We start from the raw sequence: 19,661 nt of genomic DNA, 5'->3' as shown, positions 1-19,661 counted from the left end.
TCCTGACCCCTTATACGGCCATCAGGTCCTTTTCTTTATCTTCCGTGGCCTTGGTGATCTGGGCCTCGGCGTCTTTAGTCAGCTTGTCGATATCGGCGACAGCACGACGCTCTTCGTCTTCGCTGATTTCCTTGTCCTTGACCAGCTTCTTCAGGTCACCCAAGGCATCACGACGAATGTTGCGCACGGCAACCCGTGCATCTTCAGCGGCGCTGCGGGCCTGCTTGGTGAAGCCCTTGCGGGTTTCTTCAGTCAGGGCCGGCATGGAGATCAGCAGCAGCTCACCCAGGTTGGTCGGGTTGAGGTTCAAGCCGGCGCTCTGGATCGCCTTGTCGACAGCGCCGAGCATGTTGCGCTCAAAAGCCACGACTTGCAGGGTGCGCGAATCTTTTACAGTGATGTTCGCCACTTGAGTGATCGAAGTATCAGTACCGTAGTACGGCACCATCACGCTGCCCAGGATGCTTGGGTGAGCCTTGCCGGTACGGATCTGACCAAATGCATGGTTCAGGGAGTCCAGGGATTTCTGCATGCGCTCTTGAGCGTCTTTTTTGATTTCGTTGATCATTGTTCGATTTCCTCGATCAGAGTCCCTTCCGCGCCGCCATGTACGATGTTCAGCAGGGCGCCGGGCTTGTTCATGTTAAATACGCGCAGCGGCATCTTGTGGTCGCGGCACAAGCAAATGGCCGTCAGGTCCATCACGCCCAGCTTGCGATCCAGCACTTCATCATAAGTCAGATGATCGAACTTCTCGGCATGCGGGTCTTTGAATGGGTCTGCGGTGTAGACACCGTCAACCTTGGTGGCCTTGAGCACCACGTCTGCGTTGATCTCGATACCACGCAGGCACGCTGCCGAATCGGTGGTGAAGAACGGGTTGCCGGTACCGGCAGCAAAAATCACTACCTCTTTGGCATCCAGGTGACGCATGGCTTTGCGACGATCATAGTGATCCGTTACGCCAACCATGGAAATAGCCGACATGACGATCGCGGTGATGTTGGCGCGCTCCAGGGCATCGCGCATCGCCAGGGCGTTCATCACAGTGGCCAGCATGCCCATGTGGTCGCCCGTCACCCGATCCATGCCGGCAGCGCTCAGTGCTGCACCGCGGAACAGGTTGCCGCCGCCGATCACCAGACCGACCTGAACACCGATACCGACCAGTTGGCCGACTTCCAGCGCCATGCGATCAAGTACCTTGGGATCGATCCCAAACTCTTCCGACCCCATCAGGGCCTCGCCGCTAAGCTTGAGTAGAATGCGTTTATAGCGAGCCTGATGACCACTGCCCTGCTGAGCCATTGCGAATCTCTCCTGCGGCGTATTTTTGAAAATTCTTGGCAAGCCGTTTACGGCCTGCGTTCACTCTAGCTTGACGCTGTCACAGCGCCATCGGAACACGGCTTTGTAAGCCAGTTCCAAAGGGAAACCAATAAAAATCGATCACCCCATTTGAAAAGAGGCTGCGCGCGTAAGCGGGCAGCCTCTTTTGGGCGACAGTTTAAAACTGTCTTACTGCTTGGCGGCAGCCAGCTGGGCAGCAACTTCTTCAGCGAAGTTGTCGACCGGCTTCTCGATGCCGTCGCCTACTTTGTAGTAGGTGAAGGAAACGATTTCAGCACCGGCTTTCTTGGCCAGTTCGCCAACCTTGATTTCAGGGTTCTTGACGAACGCCTGCTCAACCAGGGAAGCCTCAGCCAGGAACTTGCTGATACGGCCTTTGATCATGTTTTCAACGATGTTTTCCGGCTTGCCGGCGATTTTGTCAGCGTTGAGGCTCAGGAACACGGCTTTTTCGCGTTCGATTGCTTCAGCGGACACTTCCGATGGCAGCAGGAATTCAGGGTTGCTGGCCGCTACGTGCATAGCGATGTCTTTGGCCAGTTCAACGCTGCCGCCTTTAAGGGCAACCACAACGCCGATCTTGTTACCGTGCAGGTAACCACCGACAACATCACCTTCAACGCGAGCCAGGCGACGGATGTTGACGTTTTCGCCAACCTTGCCGACCAGTACCAGGCGAGCAGCTTCTTGAGCTTCGATCAGCGGCGCGACGTCAGTCAGCTTGTCAGCGAACGCTTTTTCAACGCTTGCAGCAACAAATGCCTTGAAGTCGTCCTGCAGAGCCAGGAAGTCGGTCTGCGAGTTCACTTCCAGCAGAACGGCGGTTTTACCGTCTTCTTTAAGAGCGATAGCGCCTTCAGCAGCCACGTTGCCTGCTTTCTTGGCAGCCTTGATGGCGCCCGAAGCACGCATGTCATCAATGGCTTTTTCGATGTCGCCGCCGGCCTTGGTCAAGGCCTTTTTGCAATCCATCATGCCTTCGCCAGTACGCTCACGCAGTTCTTTAACCAACGCTGCAGTAATCTCTGCCATTTTCAAAATCCTCTTGGATAGGTTTTCAACCATTCCACCCGATTGAACGGGCGATCAATTCTTCCCGAACCACCCTTGTAGGCCGCTGCACGTTACAAGTGTTGTAGCTGCGCTGCCGACAAGTGGTTTTCGAGGTGGCAAAAAGGGGGCCAAGCCCCCTTTTTGCTTACTGAGTAAACGCCAAGGCGTCAGTTACTCAGCTGCTGCTACCGGAGCTTCTTCAACGAACTGCTCGGTGCCGCCAGCAACGTGGTTGCGACCACGGATTACAGCGTCAGCCATCGAACCCATGTACAGCTGGATAGCGCGGATTGCGTCATCGTTGCCTGGGATGATGTAGTCAACGCCTTCCGGGCTGCTGTTGGTATCGACTACGCCGATAACCGGGATGCCCAGCTTGTTGGCTTCGGTGATCGCGATGCGCTCGTGATCAACGTCGATAACGAACAGTGCGTCAGGCAGGCCGCCCATGTCCTTGATACCACCCAGGGAACGATCGAGCTTTTCCAGGTCGCGAGTGCGCATCAGCGCCTCTTTCTTGGTCAGCTTGGCGAAAGTACCGTCTTCGGCTTGCACTTCAAGGTCACGCAGACGCTTGATGGAAGCACGGATGGTTTTGAAGTTGGTCAGCATGCCGCCCAACCAGCGGTGATCGACGTACGGCGAACCGCAACGTGCTGCTTCTTCAGCAACGATCTTGCCAGCGGAACGCTTGGTGCCGACGAACAGAATCTTGTTTTTGCCCTGGGCCAGGCGCTCTACGAAAGTCAGAGCTTCGTTGAACATTGGCAGGGTTTTTTCAAGGTTGATGATGTGGATCTTGTTACGCGCGCCGAAAATGTATTTACCCATTTTCGGGTTCCAGTAACGGGTCTGGTGACCGAAGTGCACACCGGCCTTCAGCATATCGCGCATGTTGACTTGGGACATGATAGTTCCTTAATAAGTCGGGTTTGGCCTCCACGTATCCCAATGACCAACCAGCGGCATTCGCCTCCGGCACCCAGGTCATCGTGTCGACACGTGTGTGGATTTAAGCTTTGCGGGGTATCCCCGGAAAGCGGCGCATTTTATACCACAGGGCTGGCAAAAACGGAACCCGAAATCACATTTGCCGTCAGTCGCTTTTGCCTAACCCTTTGAATAGAGCCAGAATGCCCCCATCCTTATAGACAGAAGCGATCGCCAGACGCTCATGGTTTGCCCCCAGCGTCTGCTAGAATCGCGTTTTTTGGGCTTGTGCGAATTCTGCAACCTTTTGTCGCACACCCGTAAACCGTATTGATTTCAGCGCGTCGCGCTAGAGAGAGCCTGTATGACCGTCACCCTCAAAACCGCCGAAGACATCGCTGGCATGCGTGTTGCCGGCAAACTGGCTGCCGACGTGCTGGAAATGATTGCCGAACACGTCAAGCCCGGCGTCACCACCGAAGCCCTGGATCGCATCTGCCACGACTATATCGTCGACGTGCAAAAAGCCATCCCGGCGCCGCTGAACTACAAGGGCTTCCCCAAGTCGATCTGCACCTCGATCAACCACGTGGTATGCCACGGGATTCCGGGCGACAAGCCACTGAAAGACGGCGACACCCTGAACATCGACGTCACCGTGATCAAGGACGGCTACCACGGTGACACCAGCCGCATGTTCCACGTCGGCAGCGTGCCAGTGTGGGCCGAGCGCCTGTCGCAAGTGACCCAGGAATGCATGTACAAGGCCATCGAGATCGTCAAGCCCGGCTGCCGCCTGGGCGACATCGGTGAAGTGATCCAGAAGCACGCTGAAAAGAACGGTTTCTCGGTGGTGCGCGAATTCTGCGGCCACGGCATCGGCAAGGTATTCCACGAAGAGCCGCAGATCCTGCACTACGGCCGCGCCGGCACCGGCATGGAGCTCAAGGCAGGCATGACCTTCACCATCGAGCCGATGATCAACCAGGGCAAGGCCGACACCAAGGTACTGGGCGACGGCTGGACCGCCATCACCAAGGACCGCAAGCTCTCGGCACAGTGGGAACACACCCTGCTGGTGACCGATACCGGCTACGAGATCTTCACCCTGCGCGCCGATGACACGATTCCTCGCGTTTCGGCGTAATGTTTGCACCGGTTTTCTAATAGCAACGCTGTGACCCCTAGATAGAAAGGAAAACCGATCGATGCCCCAGGTGGATCCCGAACTCTTCGACCGTGGCCAGTTCCAGGCGGAACTGGCGCTGAAGGCCAGCCCTATCGCCGCCTTCAAAAAGGCCATCCGTCAGGCCCGCGAGGTGCTCGACGCGCGTTTTCGTACGGGCCGGGACATCCGCCGGCTGATCGAGGACCGCGCCTGGTTCGTCGACAACATCCTGCAAAAGGCCTGGGAGCAGTTCAGCTGGAGTGAAGACGCCGATATCGCCCTGGTGGCGGTCGGCGGCTACGGCCGTGGCGAACTGCACCCCTACTCCGACATCGACCTGTTGATTTTGCTGGAGAGCGCCGACCACGAGATTTTTCGCGATTCCATCGAGCGTTTTCTGACGCTGCTGTGGGACATCGGCCTGGAAGTCGGCCAAAGCGTGCGCTCGGTAGACGAATGCGCCCAGGAAGCCCGCGCCGACCTGACGGTGATCACCAACCTGATGGAAAGCCGCACCATCGCCGGCCCCGAGCGCCTGCGCCAGCGCATGCTGGAAGTCACCAGTACCGCACACATGTGGCCGAGCAAGGATTTCTTCCTGGCCAAGCGCGCCGAGCAGAAAGCCCGCCACCACAAGTACAACGACACCGAATACAACCTGGAGCCCAACGTCAAAGGCTCGCCGGGCGGGCTGCGGGATATCCAGACCATCCTGTGGGTTGCACGCCGCCAGTACGGCACCCTGAACCTGCGCGCCCTGGCCGGGGAAGGCTTTTTGGTGGAGAGCGAAAACGCCCTGCTGGCCTCCTCCCAGGAATTTCTCTGGAAGGTGCGCTACGCCCTGCACATGCTGGCCGGGCGCTCCGAAGACCGCCTGCTGTTCGACCACCAGCGCTCCATCGCAACCCTGCTGGGGTTTGAAGGCGAAGACGCAAAGACCAGCATCGAAAGCTTCATGCAGCAGTACTACCGCGTGGTGATGAGCATCGCCCAGCTCAGCGACCTGATCATCCAGCACTTCGAAGAAGTGATCCTGGCCCCGGAAGACGAAGCACCGCCGCAGCCGATCAACGCGCGCTTCCAGCTGCACGATGGCTACATCGAGGCCCGCAACGACAACGTGTTCAAACGCACGCCGTTCGCCATGCTGGAAATCTTCGTGTTGATGGCCCAGCAGCCGGAAATCAAAGGCGTGCGCGCCGACACCATTCGCTTGCTGCGCGAAAACCGTCACCTGATCGACGACGATTTCCGCCACGACATCCGCAACACCAGCCTGTTTGTCGAGCTGTTCAAGTGCAAGATCGGCATCCACCGCAACCTGCGCCGGATGAACCGCTACGGAATCCTGGGGCGCTACCTGCCGGAGTTCGGCTTTATCGTCGGGCAGATGCAGCACGACCTGTTTCACATCTATACGGTGGACGCCCACACCCTGAACCTGATCAAACACCTGCGTAAGTTGCAGTACACCCAGGTGTCAGAGAAATTCCCGCTGGCCAGTAAGCTCATGGCGCGCCTGCCCAAGCCTGAGTTGATCTACCTGGCCGGCCTGTACCACGACATAGGCAAGGGCCGGCATGGCGATCACTCGGAAATTGGTGCGGTGGACGCCGAGGCGTTCTGCCAGCGTCACCAGTTGCCGCTGTGGGACAGCCGCCTGATCGTGTGGCTGGTGCAGAACCACCTGGTGATGTCCACCACCGCCCAGCGCAAGGATTTGTCCGACCCGCAGGTGATCCATGATTTCGCCCAGGCTGTCGGCGACGAAACCCGCCTCGACTATCTGTACGTGCTGACCGTGTCCGACATCAACGCCACCAACCCGACGCTGTGGAACTCCTGGCGCGCCAGCCTGTTGCGCCAGCTCTACACCGAGACCAAGCGCGCGCTGCGTCGCGGCCTGGAGAACCCGGTAGACCGCGAAGAGCAGATCCGCCGCACCCAAAGCGCGGCACTGGATATTTTGGTGCGTGGCGGCAACGACCCGGACGACGTCGAGCAACTCTGGTCGCAACTGGGCGACGACTACTTCCTGCGCCACACTGCCGGTGACGTGGCCTGGCACAGCGACGCGATCCTGCAGCAGCCGGCCGACGGCGGGCCGTTGGTACTGATCAAGGAAACCACCCAGCGCGAGTTCGAGGGCGGCACGCAGATCTTCATCTACGCACCCGACCAGCACGACTTCTTCGCCGTGACCGTGGCCGCGATGGACCAGCTCAACCTGAACATTCACGACGCCCGGGTCATCACGTCCAGCAGCCAGTTCACCCTCGACACCTACATCGTGCTCGACACCGAAGGCGAGTCCATCGGTGACAACCCGGAGCGGGTGAAAAAGATCCGCAAGGGCCTCACCGACGCCCTGCGCAACCCGGACGACTACCCGACCATCATCCAGCGCCGGGTGCCGCGCCAGCTCAAGCATTTTGCGTTCGCCCCCGAAGTGACCATCCACAACGACGCCCAGCGCCCGGTGACCGTGCTGGAACTCAGCGCGCCGGACCGCCCGGGCCTGTTGGCGCGAATCGGCACGATCTTCCTGGAGTTCGACCTGTCGTTGCAGAACGCCAAGATTGCGACCCTGGGCGAACGGGTCGAAGACGTGTTCTTTATTACCGATGCCGACAACCAGCCGCTTTCCGACCCTGAACTGTGCCGACGCTTGCAGGAAGCCATCGTCCAGCAGTTGAGCGTCAACCAAGGGACCGGCGTCGAGATGTCCAGACTGACGATTTGATTTTTAACTGTATAAATGCGGTTCCTGTAGGAGCTGGCTTGCCTAGCGATGGCATCACCTCGGCGTACCTGATACACCGCGGTGCCTGCATCGCTGGCAAGCCAGCTCCTACAGGGAGCCCGTGATAGAGGCCCTCATGAACAACGCTCTGAACCAGTTGCAGCCCTACCCGTTCGAGAAACTGCGCCTCCTGCTGGGCAGCGTCACGCCGAACCCGGACAAGCGCCCGATCGCCCTCTCCATCGGCGAACCGAAGCATAAATCCCCACAGTTTGTTGCCGATGCACTCGCCAACAGCCTGGACCAGATGGCCGTGTACCCCACCACGTTGGGCATACCGGCACTGCGCGAGGCCATTGGCGCTTGGTGCGAACGCCGCTTCAGCGTGCCCAAGGGCTGGCTGGACCCGGCGCGCAATATCCTGCCGGTAAACGGCACCCGTGAAGCGCTGTTTGCCTTCACCCAGACCGTGGTCAACCGTGGCGATGACGCGCTGGTGGTCAGCCCGAACCCGTTCTATCAGATCTACGAAGGTGCTGCGTTCCTCGCCGGGGCCAAGCCGCATTACCTGCCCTGCCTGGATGAAAACGGCTTCAACCCGGATTTCGACGCAGTGTCGCCGGACATCTGGAAACGCTGCCAGATCCTGTTCCTGTGCTCGCCAGGTAACCCGACCGGTGCATTGATCCCGGTCGACACCCTGAAAAAACTGATCGCGCTGGCCGACGAATACGACTTCGTGATCGCCGCCGACGAGTGCTACAGCGAGCTGTACTTCGACGAGCAAACCCCGCCGCCAGGCCTGCTCAGTGCCTGTGTGGAACTGGGTCGCCAGGATTTCAAGCGCTGCGTGGTGTTCCACAGCCTGTCCAAGCGCTCCAACCTGCCGGGCCTGCGTTCGGGTTTTGTGGCCGGTGATGCCGAGATCCTCAAGGGCTTCCTGCTGTACCGCACCTACCACGGCTGCGCGATGCCGGTGCAAACCCAACTGGCGAGCATTGCTGCCTGGCAGGACGAAGCCCACGTGCAGGCCAACCGCGATCTGTACCGGGAAAAGTTCGATGCCGTGCTGGCGATTCTCAAACCCGTGCTGGACGTGCAAAACCCGGACGGTGGTTTTTACCTGTGGCCGAACGTGAAGGGCGACGATGCGGCGTTCTGCCGGGACTTGTTCGTGGAAGAGCACGTGACCGTGGTGCCGGGTTCGTACCTGTCGCGGGAAGTGGATGGGGTCAACCCGGGCGCCGGGCGTGTGCGCCTGGCGCTGGTTGCGCCGCTGGCAGAGTGCGTGGAAGCAGCAACGCGGATTCGCGACTTCATCACTCGCAATAAATAACTGCTCTGAATGTGGCGAGGGAGCTTGCTCCCGCTCGGCTGCGCAGCAATCGTAAACCGGCTGATGCCGTTTTCCTGCATGAATGAAGTCGCCAGCGTTGGGGCGACTTCGTCACCCAGCGGGAGCAAGCTCCCTCGCCACAAGTAAGCACCGCGGTGTTATTTGATATGACCCAGATTCGCCTCGCTCATATCCAGATCCGCCAACACCTCCCGTAGCACATCATCACCAATCTGGTGGTGACGGCTCAGGCTATACAGTTCCAGACGCTGCGCCCGCAGGGCCTTGAGCCGCAACTTGCGCTCCAGTTGGTCCATCTGCAACGCCAGCGCCTGGGCTTCGGCCGAATCGTTGAACACTTCCAGTTGATGACGATACTCCGACATCAACCGCGCCTTGAGCTCGGTGGCCAAGGCTGCCTGGGCGGCATCCTGGGGTGCAGCTTCAGCGGGTTCTTCGGCTTCCAGGGCATGGATAGCAGCCACGGCGGTCTTCTTCCAGGCCTCCCGCACTTCATTGTGGCGTTTCTCATCCGGGCTCTTCTCGATGCCGCGTAACAGCAGCGGCAAAGTGATGCAGGCCGCGACCAACGACAGCAGGATCACACCGGCGGCGATGAAGATCAGCAGGTCGCGCTCGGGAAAATCCTGCCCCGGCGCAAGCAGTAACGGTACCGACATCACACCCGCCAGGGTCACGGCACCGCGTACGCCACCGACGGTCAGCAACCAGCAGGAACGGGCCGTAGGCACCAGCGTCAGCTCACTTTTCCCACGAATCCGGCGCAATAAGCCCGACAGGCGCCAGATGCTTTGTACCCAGATAAACCGCAGCACCACCAACACCAGGAAAATCGCGATCACGTCCAGGCAGCGATAGAGCAATGTCGGCCATAGCGTCGGTTCATGGCTGACCACCGCCTTGATGATGTCTGGCAATTGCAGACCCAGCAGCAAGAAGATCAAGCCGTTAAACGCAAACTCCAGCAGCGACCAGACGCTGCGATTGAGCAGCCGGGTGCTGGTCTGGCGCGGCAGCAGGTCGAGCCAGCTTTGCATCATGCCCGCCGCCACTGCTGACAGAATCCCCGATGCACCAAGGCGTTCCGCCAGCACGTACGCGGCGAACGGCAGCAGCAACATAAACACCACGTGAGTCGCCGGGTCGTCCCAGCCCCGGGCGATCATCCACGAGCGCAAGCGGCCCACCAGCCAACTCAGGGCCACACCCACCGCCAGCCCGCCCACGGCCACCAAAACAAAGGTCAGGCTGGCATCGCCCAGGGAGAACACCCCGGTCAACGCCGCCGCCAGGGCAAACTTGAAGGTCACCAGGCCCGATGCATCGTTCATCAAGGCTTCGCCCTGGAGCATATGCATCAATGGCTGCGGCAGACGGTTCTGGGAAATCGCCGACACCGCCACCGCATCCGTCGGCGACAACACCGCCGCCAGGGCGAAGGCCACCGGCAACGGGATAGTGGGTAGCAGCCAATGAATGAAGTAACCGGCGCCCACCACCGTGAACAGCACCAAACCCACCGCCAGCGTCAAAATCGGCCCACGCAAGGCCCACAGCTCACGCTTGGGCATGCGCCAGCCATCAGAGAACAGCAGCGGCGGCAGAAACAGGAAAAGAAACAACTCAGGGTCCAGGGCCACATGCAGCCCCAGCGTCGGCCACGCCAACAAAGCACCGGCGGCAATCTGCACCAACGGCAACGGCAGTGGGATAACACGCCCGACAAGGCGCGAAACGCTGACCAGCATCAGCAGGATAAGTACGGTGTAGGCAGTTTGCATAACGCGGGATTCCCAGACAATCAACTTGCAACAACACACATCAGGCAACAACTACCTGTTGAAGTGCCATATTAGCCGCCTATGCTGCGCGATGGCTTTTGCACAAAAGTCGCACACCAGTAAAACGCAATCGTGACGAGCGGCACCGAAAGCCGCTGGCCATGGCATAATCCGTGACCTTTCATCTGCGTCAGCCCAAAGGGGGGCAATTCCTTGACCGATTCAAGCAAAACGTTGCACCTTTTCGGCATCAAAGCCTGGGATGCCGCATAAGAAACGCTCAAGGCCTTTAATATCAAGGCCTTGGGCCTGAAAACGCCCTCATACAACACCCACTTTTGCGACTCTTCTGAACCCAATAAACATTGGTCCAAACGGTTGCGTTTTGGGGAAGAAATCCGCCACCGGCGTCCTGCCGACGAACACCACTCCCAAATCTGATACACCTCGATTACTGTATGCACATACAGCATTCGGAAGCGCAACCCATGAACATCGATGAAGACACCTGCGAGTGGCTTGGCTGCCCTACGCCCCTGGAAATGTACAAGCATCATGCGTCCATGCTCGAGGACGAGATAAGCGACCTACAGCTCCACCTTAGCAAGTCACGGGCAAATATCGCGGGCCTTGTGCAAATGAATGATGCGCTGGCCGCAGGCAAGGCCAAAGCAGAGAAGGCACTGAAGGCGGCGCTGGTGGAACTCGGCGAAGTGAAGCAAGCGTCCACAGAGCCCGGCATTCTGAGCATGAAGCTTGTTGCTGAGCAGCGGGACTACCTGTTCAGGGAGAATCAACGAATCCTGCTTGAACTGAGCGTGCTCAAGGGGCCACAGCCCGGAACCTAATTTATCGCAAAATCCCTAGTGTTTGCTGACGATTAAGCGCACAAATCATCAACACTGTACTATCCAGTGTAATTTTCAATGCGCGCTGCCCCCTCACCGGCGTCCCTGCCGAACGAACAAATCCCTTTTGATCCGAGCCTCAGTCAGCTGTCGGGAATGATGTGAACATGAAGTGCTGCGATATATCATTGTAGGCATTGGGATTTGCAGTGCTCTCTCCTCCAGCCAGAATGGTGAACGTCCCCCTGGAGGTGCCATCAGTTTTTTGTTGCAGTGGAATTGAAGGCAGGGCAAATGATTGTCGAATTCCTGCTCGTACAGGCCATGAGGCCCACATTCCACGAGTAGTTGCACCAGTTATACCGTTCACGTACACGCGTAGATCCGCTCTGTTCTTTCCGGAATTTCTTACAGCTGTTACCGTATCTGAGTTAGTACCAGCGTTAGTTATCCCTGTTGCACTTAGTGCAATAGGCATCCACCAATCATACTGCTGAAGTGCAATTTTCTTCGAGCCACACGTTAGCCCCAGGCACTTTGATATAACCTCTGCTATGTACTGGTGACCCAGAACGCCAGGATGCGCGCCATCAGAAAACATCTTTAAATCATGTATCCTATACTTATCACTTGAAAACTCTCCAAACTTGTTAAACATGTCCGGAAATGGAATATATATCCCATTAGTTTGTTTGGCCAGCCGTTGCAATTGGCGCCTCGTAACATCATTTCCAGGCTTATTCCAAACAAAGTCAGGCACGACAACTGGAACATCATATGCAATTGAATACTTTACAATCCAATCTATTCTTTTTTTAAATTCCGCATAATATGTTCCTTTTTTTGAGTTTTCTCCACTATCATTATATCCGAGCGCGCAGATGAACATCGCGCTTCCGCTCATCAATCTGGCAATGGCATTCTCGTCAAGCCAACGCAATCGCCTACCGGAATTTGAGAAATTATTGACAACGAGTTCGCCTTCTTTCGCCACATAACTAAATCCACATAGCTCAACTATTCCTGCTGAGGTCGTAATGCACTCCACTTTGCATGAGCCGGATCCGTCGTCTAAAGCCTGTACAGCAATATAATTAAATGGCTGACGGACACTTGCGTCAGTGTCTACAGCAGCAACTACTTCGCCATTCACCTTAACATCAAAAGTCCCGCCGCCAGGCATGCCGATATACCAGACCAAAACGACTCTTTGAAATGTAGGAATTTTCGTAGAGATAATATTCCCTACTAAAGTAGACCTCCAAGAAAGCCCTTGAGGAACATACTCGCCGTTAGATCCATTATGTGGAATCCAGTGGATTGACTCACCATTTATGCTCGTCAATAAAACATCATGTATATCTTGTGAGAATGTATCACCCGCCCCCAACTCCAGCAACGGTACAAAACCGTAGCCGGACACTTCAAATTCAGCATTGAACATTCTTTTGAATATGTTTACCCAGCTATTACGATATAGATCACCGGCGAATGCCCCATGGCTTATCGAATCGCCCAGCACACAAACAGCTGAAGTCGGCGAGGCATTAGCCCTCACCCGGGAAAGCATGGAGGGCACTAACGCTCCCAGTTTCAATAGACTTGAATAGGACTCCGGCGATGCACTCCTGCCTCCTATCGCAGAAGCCCCAATGGCTTGCGCTGCTGGCGTGGAAAGCGCCATCAATGCTGTACCTGCTTTCATAAAGCCACGCCGCGACAATACCAAAATGCCACCCCCCCAAAATGTTGCGGGAGTATACATACGCAACGAGCTAATTCAACATCGGCGCCGGCCAACTTTTCATCCCCAGTACCAGGGTTATTCACCTGGACCGGATTGGCTGAATTTGCAGTGACGGCCAGCGGGTAAGGTAACCGGGCTTATTTACTTCCGCATCGATACTTCCTTTGCGTATGCCTGGCACGCCCGCAGCGCGATCACGGCGTTATCCCCGTCGTCGGTGATGGCGATAATTCGTTGAGCATGCGCTGGGTCAAGTTTGGCTCGGCGGGCTGCATGAACCACGCCGACGGCGCCGGGGGTGGCAGGCACGTCGCAGCCACTGGCTGGATCCTCGGCAAGGAGGACTGACAGCCGCACATCAGCAGTAGCAAGGCGGTCACGCAGCAGAGCCTGGTTGCGCTGGGCATCGGATAGTTCCCTGAAGTGTTGTTGGTCGGAGTCGGTAACGCGCTGCTCTGCGGCCAGGCGCTTGTCTTGTTCGGCGCGGGCCTGGGCGGTGGCGGCATTGCCGATCGCGTCGAGGTCCGCCTGGAACTGCCCCGCCTGCTTGGCCAGCTTCCCGTCATACCGCCAGTCCTGCACCTGCCAAGCGGCGCCGAAGCTCACGGCCATGGCCAGCAGGGCCACGGCCAACTTCTGCACCGGCGTCACGCCAGCACCTTCAGCGCCCGAGCGTACAGCTCGCCGCGATCTGCCGCGCCAGTCTGCCCACCATTGATGCGCTGGGTGATCCCCTTGAGGTCACCGGCATCGGCCAAGGCGTTCAACCCATTGGTTGACCAGTACCAGGCCGCCGAAAGCGATGCGTATTGCGGTTGCTCCAAACGATCGGGATTGCCAAGCAGGTCCAGGCCCAGGGCATCCCCGCACGCGGTGTAGTTATTCTTCCCTGTCACCTGGATCAGGCCGCGCCCCCGGTACTTCCAGCCATCACCCGGGGCTGCGTTACCCATGCGTCCGCTGTACGCGATATTGGCGATCTGCTCGGGCTTGCGGGCGGCAGCCGTGGCCCGAGGCAAGTCGAACCGGCCGGGCCAGGTCTTCATCAGTCCTTCTGCGCTGTAGTTCAGGTTTTCCACCAGGCGCGTCAGCTGTCCCGACTCATGCCCGACCTGGGCGATGAAGGCAGCGATGCGCAGGCGCGTGACGATTCCGTACTTGGACATAGCTGTATTTAGCACAGGAACAAAAACGCCGGCTTGGCGGCCGGCGTTCGGGAGGATCTGCAGCAGCTGCTGCTCGGTGATCGGCATGTGTTTCTCCGGGCAATAAAAAAGCCCGCTCATGGCGGGCTGTTTGTGGTTTTCAATCTATGCGCCGTGGTCAGCCGTGGGGAAGCTGACAAACATGGTGTGCTGGGCGATGTCATTAGCCGCGTTTGGGTTTGCCGTCGCCGCCCCCCCTGCTAGCACGACGTACGTACCACGTGATGTGCCGTCTGTTTTCGGCATCAACTGATTCGTCATCGCATATGCCTGAACAATCCCGGCACGTGTTGGCCAGGCCGTCCACATACCACGCTGAGTCGCGGCGGTAATGCCCGATACATAGGCGCGCAGTTCGGCGTTGGACGGCCCCGAGTTCCGAACAGCTGTGACTGTGTCGGAGTTCGTACCCGTATTCGTCACGCCTGTTGAGCCGAAAGCGATCGGGTACCACCAGTCGTAATTGTCCAGTGCGACTTTTTTGGAAGAGCAGGAAAGCCCCAGCCACTTCGCTACTGACTCCGCCTCGAACTTGTGCCCAGCCACATTCCAATGAGCACCATCCGAGAACAGCTTCAGTTCGCTGACGCGGTATGCGTCAGTGGTCGGCTCGCCGGACTTCTGAAACATCTCAGGGAACGGGATGTATACGCCTCCAGTCTCCTTGGCCAGGCGCGCAAGCTCCTTGCGCGTCACGTCATTGGCGTCACCCAACCAGACGTGATCGCACACCACTACGGGCACGGAATAGAAGTTTGCGTACAGGATCAACCAGTCAATCCGCTGCTTGAAGGCAGCGAAGTACGCCGGGTCGGTCTTGTTGTCGCCATAGTCATTCAGCCCAAGGCCCATCACCAAGCATGCACAGCGCATCAGCATGCTGTTGATCGCCAGCTCATCCAGCCAGCGGAGCCGGCGGCCCGAGTTGGAGAAATTGTTCACTGTCAGGGCATTCACATAGGCGTTGTAGCTGAAGCCGCACAGTTCGACCTTTCCGGCGCTCGTAGTGATGCACTCGATTTTGCACGAGCCTCTACCATTATCAGCAATCTCAACCACCTGAACGTTTAACAGCGTTACGGTAGCGGAGTTGGTGTTCACCGTGGCCGCTGTTGTGCCGTTGATTTTTACATCAAAGGTGCCACCGCCCGGGTTACCGATCCACCAGATGAACGCTTTGCGCTGGAACGTTGGGATCGTGCTGCTGAGGATGTTGCCGGCCTGGACTGATACCCATGACAGCCCCTGCATGACGTAGGATCCCGCCGCCCCTTCCCGTGCGGTCCAGGTGTGAGCCGCTCCGTCAGTTCGAGACCAGGCGATTTCATGCAGATCCTGAGTCGCATTCGGCGTCCCCGAACCCATCGACATCAGGGGAGTGAACCCGTAGCTGGTGAGACCGAAGTCCTGGTTGATCATTCGCTTCAGGAGATTGACCGCGCTGTTGCGGTAGGCATCCAGCGATGCGGCTCCATGGAAGTTGGAGTCTCCCAGGAATACGATCGAGGTGTCATCGCCCATCGCCGCCCGGATGCGGGTTCGCAATAGGCGATCGCCGTTGACGCCCGTCTCGGTACGCTTCGAAACTACGGCGATATCGGCCTTGGCCTGAGCCACGACAAGATCATTCTGCGCAAGGCTTTGCTCAAGCGTCTGCCCCCCCCTGGTAACGTAGCTTGTCCCGGTAGGGCTGTTCAGATTTGCCCGCAGCCCAGCATCGCCGGCTGCGAACAACTTCGGTGCGTCCGTCGCCCAGTTACCTGTGAGGGTGAGAGGCAAGTCCGCCTGGTTGATAACGCGGTAAAGCTCACCGTTGCGCTGAACCAGCTGAGTTGCACGCTCGACCACGATGCCTGGGCCGTAGGCCAGATACACCGACTCCAGCCCAGAGCGCAGCAGAAACTGAGTGAACTCGGCATACATCCCCGCCATTGTCTTCAGAACCTTTCCGAGCCTGCCGAGCACAGTCAGGTCGGAACTATTCACGATCTTGTCGATAATCTGCGCGTTGTCACGTAGGTCGCGAGGATCCGTAGAGCCGTTGGGCTCCACAGGATTTCCGGTTTCATAGGCCATGGTTTTCCCCGAGGCAAAAAAAAGCCCGCTCAGCGGCGGGCCTTGGAAGGTTGGTTGCTACGCCGCTGCAGGCGCGTAGTTGTCGTCATCTGCGTAGAACACGGGTGAATACTCGCTCGCAGTAACCGCGCAGGTTCCGTCCTGGTTCGGGGTTATCTCTGTGATCATCGCCGGGTACCCAACCTGCTCGCTTGGCCCAAACAGGAAGCGGGCCGGCTCAATGCTGAGGTCGGTGATGATGTCGAAGTCGATTGCGCTCAGCGGTACCAGCACCTGGTGGAAGCCCGCCTCCTGCGGTTCGAACAAGCTGGTGACGGTTCCATCGTGGCGGCGAATCACCGCCCGGGGCGCAACCATCGTCCAGTCCATCTCTTCGCTCAGCGTGAGCAGGTACCTGTCCCCCACCTGCTCCACCTCCATGATCAGTGCGCTGCTGGTGGTGTTGGGGATGTCGTCGGCCAGCGTGATGCGATCAATGTCCTCGAAAACCAGCGCATCAAGCTCCGTATCCACGGAGTAAGCCCAGCGGGAGAACTGATACTTGCGCAATTGCCGCATGCCGATTCGCCAGGCGTAATCGCGATCGGAGACGCCATCCAGCTGGATCTTGTCCACCTTGAGCCCAAGGCTTCCAGGCAATCGACATGGCACCGTTTCCTTACGGTTGGTGTACTGGTCCACGTATTCGACGTCGACGCCATCGAAGTCGTCCGGGCTGGGCGCGGTGAAGCTTGCCGTCAATTCGCTGGCCATCTCGTGCGGCGTGATGACTCCCCGCGGGGGCTGGATGCCCTCTCGTTTCACGCTAAGCAGCCCGTTGCCGTTCGACAAGTGGGACATGCCGGCGGTGAATATCCCCTGCAGCATCTCCCGGGCCGGCATTGCCTTTTCATGGGACATGTCGTACAGCTCGCCGCGGGGCGTCCAGTAATCCTGGTCAACCGTGTTGAGCGCATCCATGTCGATCAGCGACTCATCAATTCCCAGGCTCTGGCAGACGTGCAAGGCTGCGCCTTTGATTGAGCGCATCGGCGCACTGTCATAGATGCGGGTTGGAACGCAGTTAACCTGGCGCTCAGACTGAGCGCTGAGGCGATCGCCGCCGCGCACATCCATAGTGATGACGGTCACGCCCTGGTAGGACGTTGGCCACGGCAAGAGCGTGCGTAGGCCAAGCCATTGAATGGACTCTCGAGCCTGCCCTCCCATAAGCGGCTCAACCCGGCGCATCTGGAACTCTGGGCGCAGCGGGTAGGGGAAAACAAGCTGGTGGGTGAAACCGATCTGGTCTGGAGTTGCCTCAACGTAGGTGTGGGTAATCGTCGTCCAGGCCCCGCCAATGGCCGCATCCCGCCAGCGAACCTCAACCGACTTTGAGGAAACTTTGATGTTCCCCTGTTTGCTGTAGTAGCACAGGCCGTTGTTGAAGAAGACGTCGTATTCGGCCATGGTTGCCAGTTCGTTCTCAGGGCACCCCATTAAGGGGCCGATCCAGTTGACAGTGCCCCCAGGCCCGGTAAATGAGAAGTCCAGCAGGGTTCGAGCAGTGAATCCGCCCCAGTTTGTATCAATAGCACCGAGGTCATTGATGCGGCGAATCGAGGCGCTAAGCCCGTCAATCGAGACAACGCTGTAGCGAAAGCCGCGGTACCCCAAAGCCAAGCGCTGCTGACCCACGGCCAGCCCAGTGAAAGGCGTACCGTTGTCGAACTGCAAGGTGATGGATGCCTGCTGCTCGGCAGAGCCACCAGTCGAGGCGGTGCCCACCACGTACGTAGGGCCGGAACCAAAGATCGGCACAGGCGCGCTGGTTTGCGAAATAGTGCCGCCCTTGTAGGGGCTCAGCGGCTCAATCAAGCGCAAACGGCCGGAGTTGTCTTGAGCCACCAGGCCGATGCCCGAGAGCTGCGACGTTATGATCGACACCAGGGCGCTCATACTTCCGTAGTTCGCATTCAGTGAGACGGTTTTGGTGACGCCCTGGAAGGTCACAGTCCAGACCACCGCGCTCGCACTGAAGTCATAGGTAGATGGTGAGGCGCTGGCCGACACAGATGAAGGCGAGCCACCTACACCAGGCACCGGCGGAACATAGGGCGCCACGCTAGCCACCATCAAATCCAGATCGGTATCACTGCGCAGCGTCACCTTCATGCCAACGAACGGGGAAAGGTCCGTGAGCGCACCGGCGATCCTGCTATACCCGCCAGCAGAGGAAACCGTGAAGGTGTCAGGCGTGACCAGGGTGAGCACCGTGCCGGCGGCCCAGTTGTCCGGGAAGCGCGGGCTGTTGCCCAGCAGGGAGATCGTTGTGCCGCTGATCAGTATCGAGTCAGCCAGCGCGGTAGATTCCGAGGGAGCCGTACTGCCCAGGTCCAAGCCGGCTGTACCGGCGTTGGTCCCGCCAACCTCGCCTACCGGGTACCAGTTCTGGGCGCGAGGATCATTTGCAAGTGATGCGCCTGGCTCGTAGATATTGAAGGACACGTCAGAGCCGAACGCAGCTACCGGGGTGTCGCCGATCTTGAGCGTGCTGGACGGGAGAAGATGCCGGCCACGGCCTACGCATAGGCACAGGCTGGTGCGCATCAGGCGTTTGTTCACGAACCTCGACACCGGCGGGACCAAAAGGTCTGGATACACCTTGGCTTTGCCCAAGATCTCGCGGATCGGAGAATTCAGCTTTGCATGGTTGCCAGTGGCCGTGGCCAGGTCGAGGTCATCGCCCTGCTGCTGTTTCGCAGCCTTGGCCTTCGGCATGCTCATGACCATGATGATGGACACTGCAGCCAGCGCCACGGCGACCCAGGCCGCGACAGCGGCAGCGGCGGCTCTCGCCTCCGGGAAGATCTTCACAGCGGTCTCTGGGCCGATTACCACTGACTGCCACTGATCCACAGGTACAACCGCATCATTCACTTCAATGCAGATTGGATGCACCGCACCGATATCGAAGCCTTTGACATTGGCCGACAGCCATCCGGCCAGGGTAATCGGCCCCTTTACCTGGTGAATCTCCAGCGGCACGCAGTCGCCTTTTTCAACACCAATCCTGGATGGGTAGATCTCGATCACTTGTAGTACTCCACCCGCACGAAGCGGCGCTTGAGCCTGTGCAAAGGCAGGCAGATGACGTTGTGCTTCTCGGTGATTTCCATTGCCTCAAGGGAGGCATCGACGCGAACGACCACGCCGACGTGGCGCATCTCGCTGCCTTCGTACAGGGCAATCAAGGCACCCTCCTCCGGCTGGCACGGCGTGAGCGTCGGGAACCACTTCCCAGCCACCTCGACCATGGAGCCGTCGCCGGCGCGGATATCGGCCCACTCTGGCCAGTCCGGTAACCCAAGATCACGCCGGACCTCCAGCACCAGGCCGTAGCAGTCAACAAACGGCCACACTC

15 protein-coding genes are annotated in these 19,661 nt (G+C 58.5%); 4 read left to right on the top strand and 11 right to left on the bottom strand.

All coding sequences use genetic code 11. From position 1 onward, the window contains the following. Positions 1 to 10 precede the first annotated feature (10 nt). The 4 genes from frr to rpsB form a co-directional block, all read right to left on the bottom strand. Positions 11 to 568 carry a ribosome recycling factor gene (gene frr / locus RGV33_RS06595; protein WP_322143577.1) on the bottom strand — a complete coding sequence of 186 codons (558 nt, stop codon included), beginning with the start codon at positions 566 to 568 and terminating at the stop codon, positions 11 to 13. Then, positions 565 to 1,308, bottom strand: a complete 744-nt coding sequence (pyrH, locus tag RGV33_RS06590) for a UMP kinase (RefSeq protein WP_003219327.1) — start codon at positions 1,306 to 1,308, stop codon at positions 565 to 567. The genes frr and pyrH overlap by 4 nt, the downstream gene beginning before the upstream one ends. Positions 1,309 to 1,518: 210 nt before the next feature. Continuing rightward, positions 1,519 to 2,382: a translation elongation factor Ts gene (gene tsf, locus RGV33_RS06585; RefSeq protein ID WP_318303986.1), complete on the bottom strand. Its 864-nt coding sequence runs from the start codon at positions 2,380 to 2,382 to the stop codon at positions 1,519 to 1,521. A 192-nt stretch (positions 2,383 to 2,574) separates the two neighbouring features. After that, positions 2,575 to 3,312 (bottom strand): 30S ribosomal protein S2, encoded by a 738-nt coding sequence (rpsB, locus tag RGV33_RS06580; RefSeq protein WP_003219330.1) that lies wholly within the window; start codon positions 3,310 to 3,312, stop codon positions 2,575 to 2,577. 385 nt (positions 3,313 to 3,697) lie between these two features. Between rpsB and map the strand changes: the two genes are divergently transcribed. From map to dapC, 3 genes are all read left to right on the top strand, one after another. Then, the gene (map, locus tag RGV33_RS06575; RefSeq protein ID WP_088422999.1) at positions 3,698 to 4,480 is read left to right on the top strand and encodes a type I methionyl aminopeptidase; all 783 of its coding nucleotides are present in this window, start codon (positions 3,698 to 3,700) and stop codon (positions 4,478 to 4,480) included. A gap of 61 nt (positions 4,481 to 4,541) precedes the next feature. Then, positions 4,542 to 7,244 (top strand): [protein-PII] uridylyltransferase, encoded by a 2,703-nt coding sequence (locus RGV33_RS06570; RefSeq protein WP_322143576.1) that lies wholly within the window; start codon positions 4,542 to 4,544, stop codon positions 7,242 to 7,244. A gap of 136 nt (positions 7,245 to 7,380) precedes the next feature. Then, the gene (dapC, locus tag RGV33_RS06565) at positions 7,381 to 8,580 is read left to right on the top strand and encodes a succinyldiaminopimelate transaminase (RefSeq protein ID WP_322143575.1); all 1,200 of its coding nucleotides are present in this window, start codon (positions 7,381 to 7,383) and stop codon (positions 8,578 to 8,580) included. A 158-nt stretch (positions 8,581 to 8,738) separates the two neighbouring features. On the opposite strand, the gene RGV33_RS06560 is transcribed toward dapC, so the two are convergent. Further along, on the bottom strand, positions 8,739 to 10,382 hold the full coding sequence (locus RGV33_RS06560) for a Na+/H+ antiporter (RefSeq protein WP_322143574.1): 1,644 nt from the start codon (positions 10,380 to 10,382) through the stop codon (positions 8,739 to 8,741). A gap of 488 nt (positions 10,383 to 10,870) precedes the next feature. On the opposite strand from RGV33_RS06560, the gene RGV33_RS06555 reads away from it, so the two are divergent. After that, positions 10,871 to 11,230, top strand: a complete 360-nt coding sequence (locus RGV33_RS06555) for a hypothetical protein (RefSeq protein WP_322143573.1) — start codon at positions 10,871 to 10,873, stop codon at positions 11,228 to 11,230. Between the two features lie 139 nt (positions 11,231 to 11,369). Here the strand turns inward: RGV33_RS06555 and RGV33_RS06550 are convergent, their stop codons facing one another. The 6 genes from RGV33_RS06550 to RGV33_RS06525 form a co-directional block, all read right to left on the bottom strand. Next, a complete protein-coding gene (locus tag RGV33_RS06550) occupies positions 11,370 to 12,935 on the bottom strand; it encodes a hypothetical protein (RefSeq protein ID WP_322143572.1) in 1,566 nt (521 codons plus the stop codon). 183 nt (positions 12,936 to 13,118) lie between these two features. Next, entirely contained in the window at positions 13,119 to 13,628 is a 510-nt protein-coding gene (locus RGV33_RS06545; RefSeq protein ID WP_322143571.1) for a lysis system i-spanin subunit Rz, read from the bottom strand. Beyond that, positions 13,625 to 14,230 carry a glycoside hydrolase family 19 protein gene (locus RGV33_RS06540; RefSeq protein WP_322143570.1) on the bottom strand — a complete coding sequence of 202 codons (606 nt, stop codon included), beginning with the start codon at positions 14,228 to 14,230 and terminating at the stop codon, positions 13,625 to 13,627. Before RGV33_RS06540 ends, RGV33_RS06545 begins: the two co-directional genes overlap by 4 nt. A gap of 57 nt (positions 14,231 to 14,287) precedes the next feature. Further along, complete coding sequence (locus RGV33_RS06535; protein ID WP_322143569.1) at positions 14,288 to 16,258, bottom strand: hypothetical protein; 1,971 nt, start codon at positions 16,256 to 16,258, stop codon at positions 14,288 to 14,290. A gap of 57 nt (positions 16,259 to 16,315) precedes the next feature. Continuing rightward, positions 16,316 to 19,333 (bottom strand): host specificity factor TipJ family phage tail protein, encoded by a 3,018-nt coding sequence (locus tag RGV33_RS06530; RefSeq protein WP_322143568.1) that lies wholly within the window; start codon positions 19,331 to 19,333, stop codon positions 16,316 to 16,318. Beyond that, positions 19,330 to 19,659, bottom strand: coding sequence for a nitrite transporter (locus tag RGV33_RS06525; protein WP_318533466.1), 330 nt, complete (start codon positions 19,657 to 19,659; stop codon positions 19,330 to 19,332). Before RGV33_RS06525 ends, RGV33_RS06530 begins: the two co-directional genes overlap by 4 nt. Positions 19,660 to 19,661 lie beyond the last annotated feature (2 nt).

This window comes from Pseudomonas sp. Bout1, from assembly GCF_034314165.1.
In the GTDB taxonomy this organism is placed as follows: Bacteria; Pseudomonadota; Gammaproteobacteria; order Pseudomonadales; family Pseudomonadaceae; genus Aquipseudomonas.
Note: the sequence above shows the minus strand (reverse complement) of the source record. Positions and strands in the feature narration are given on the sequence as shown.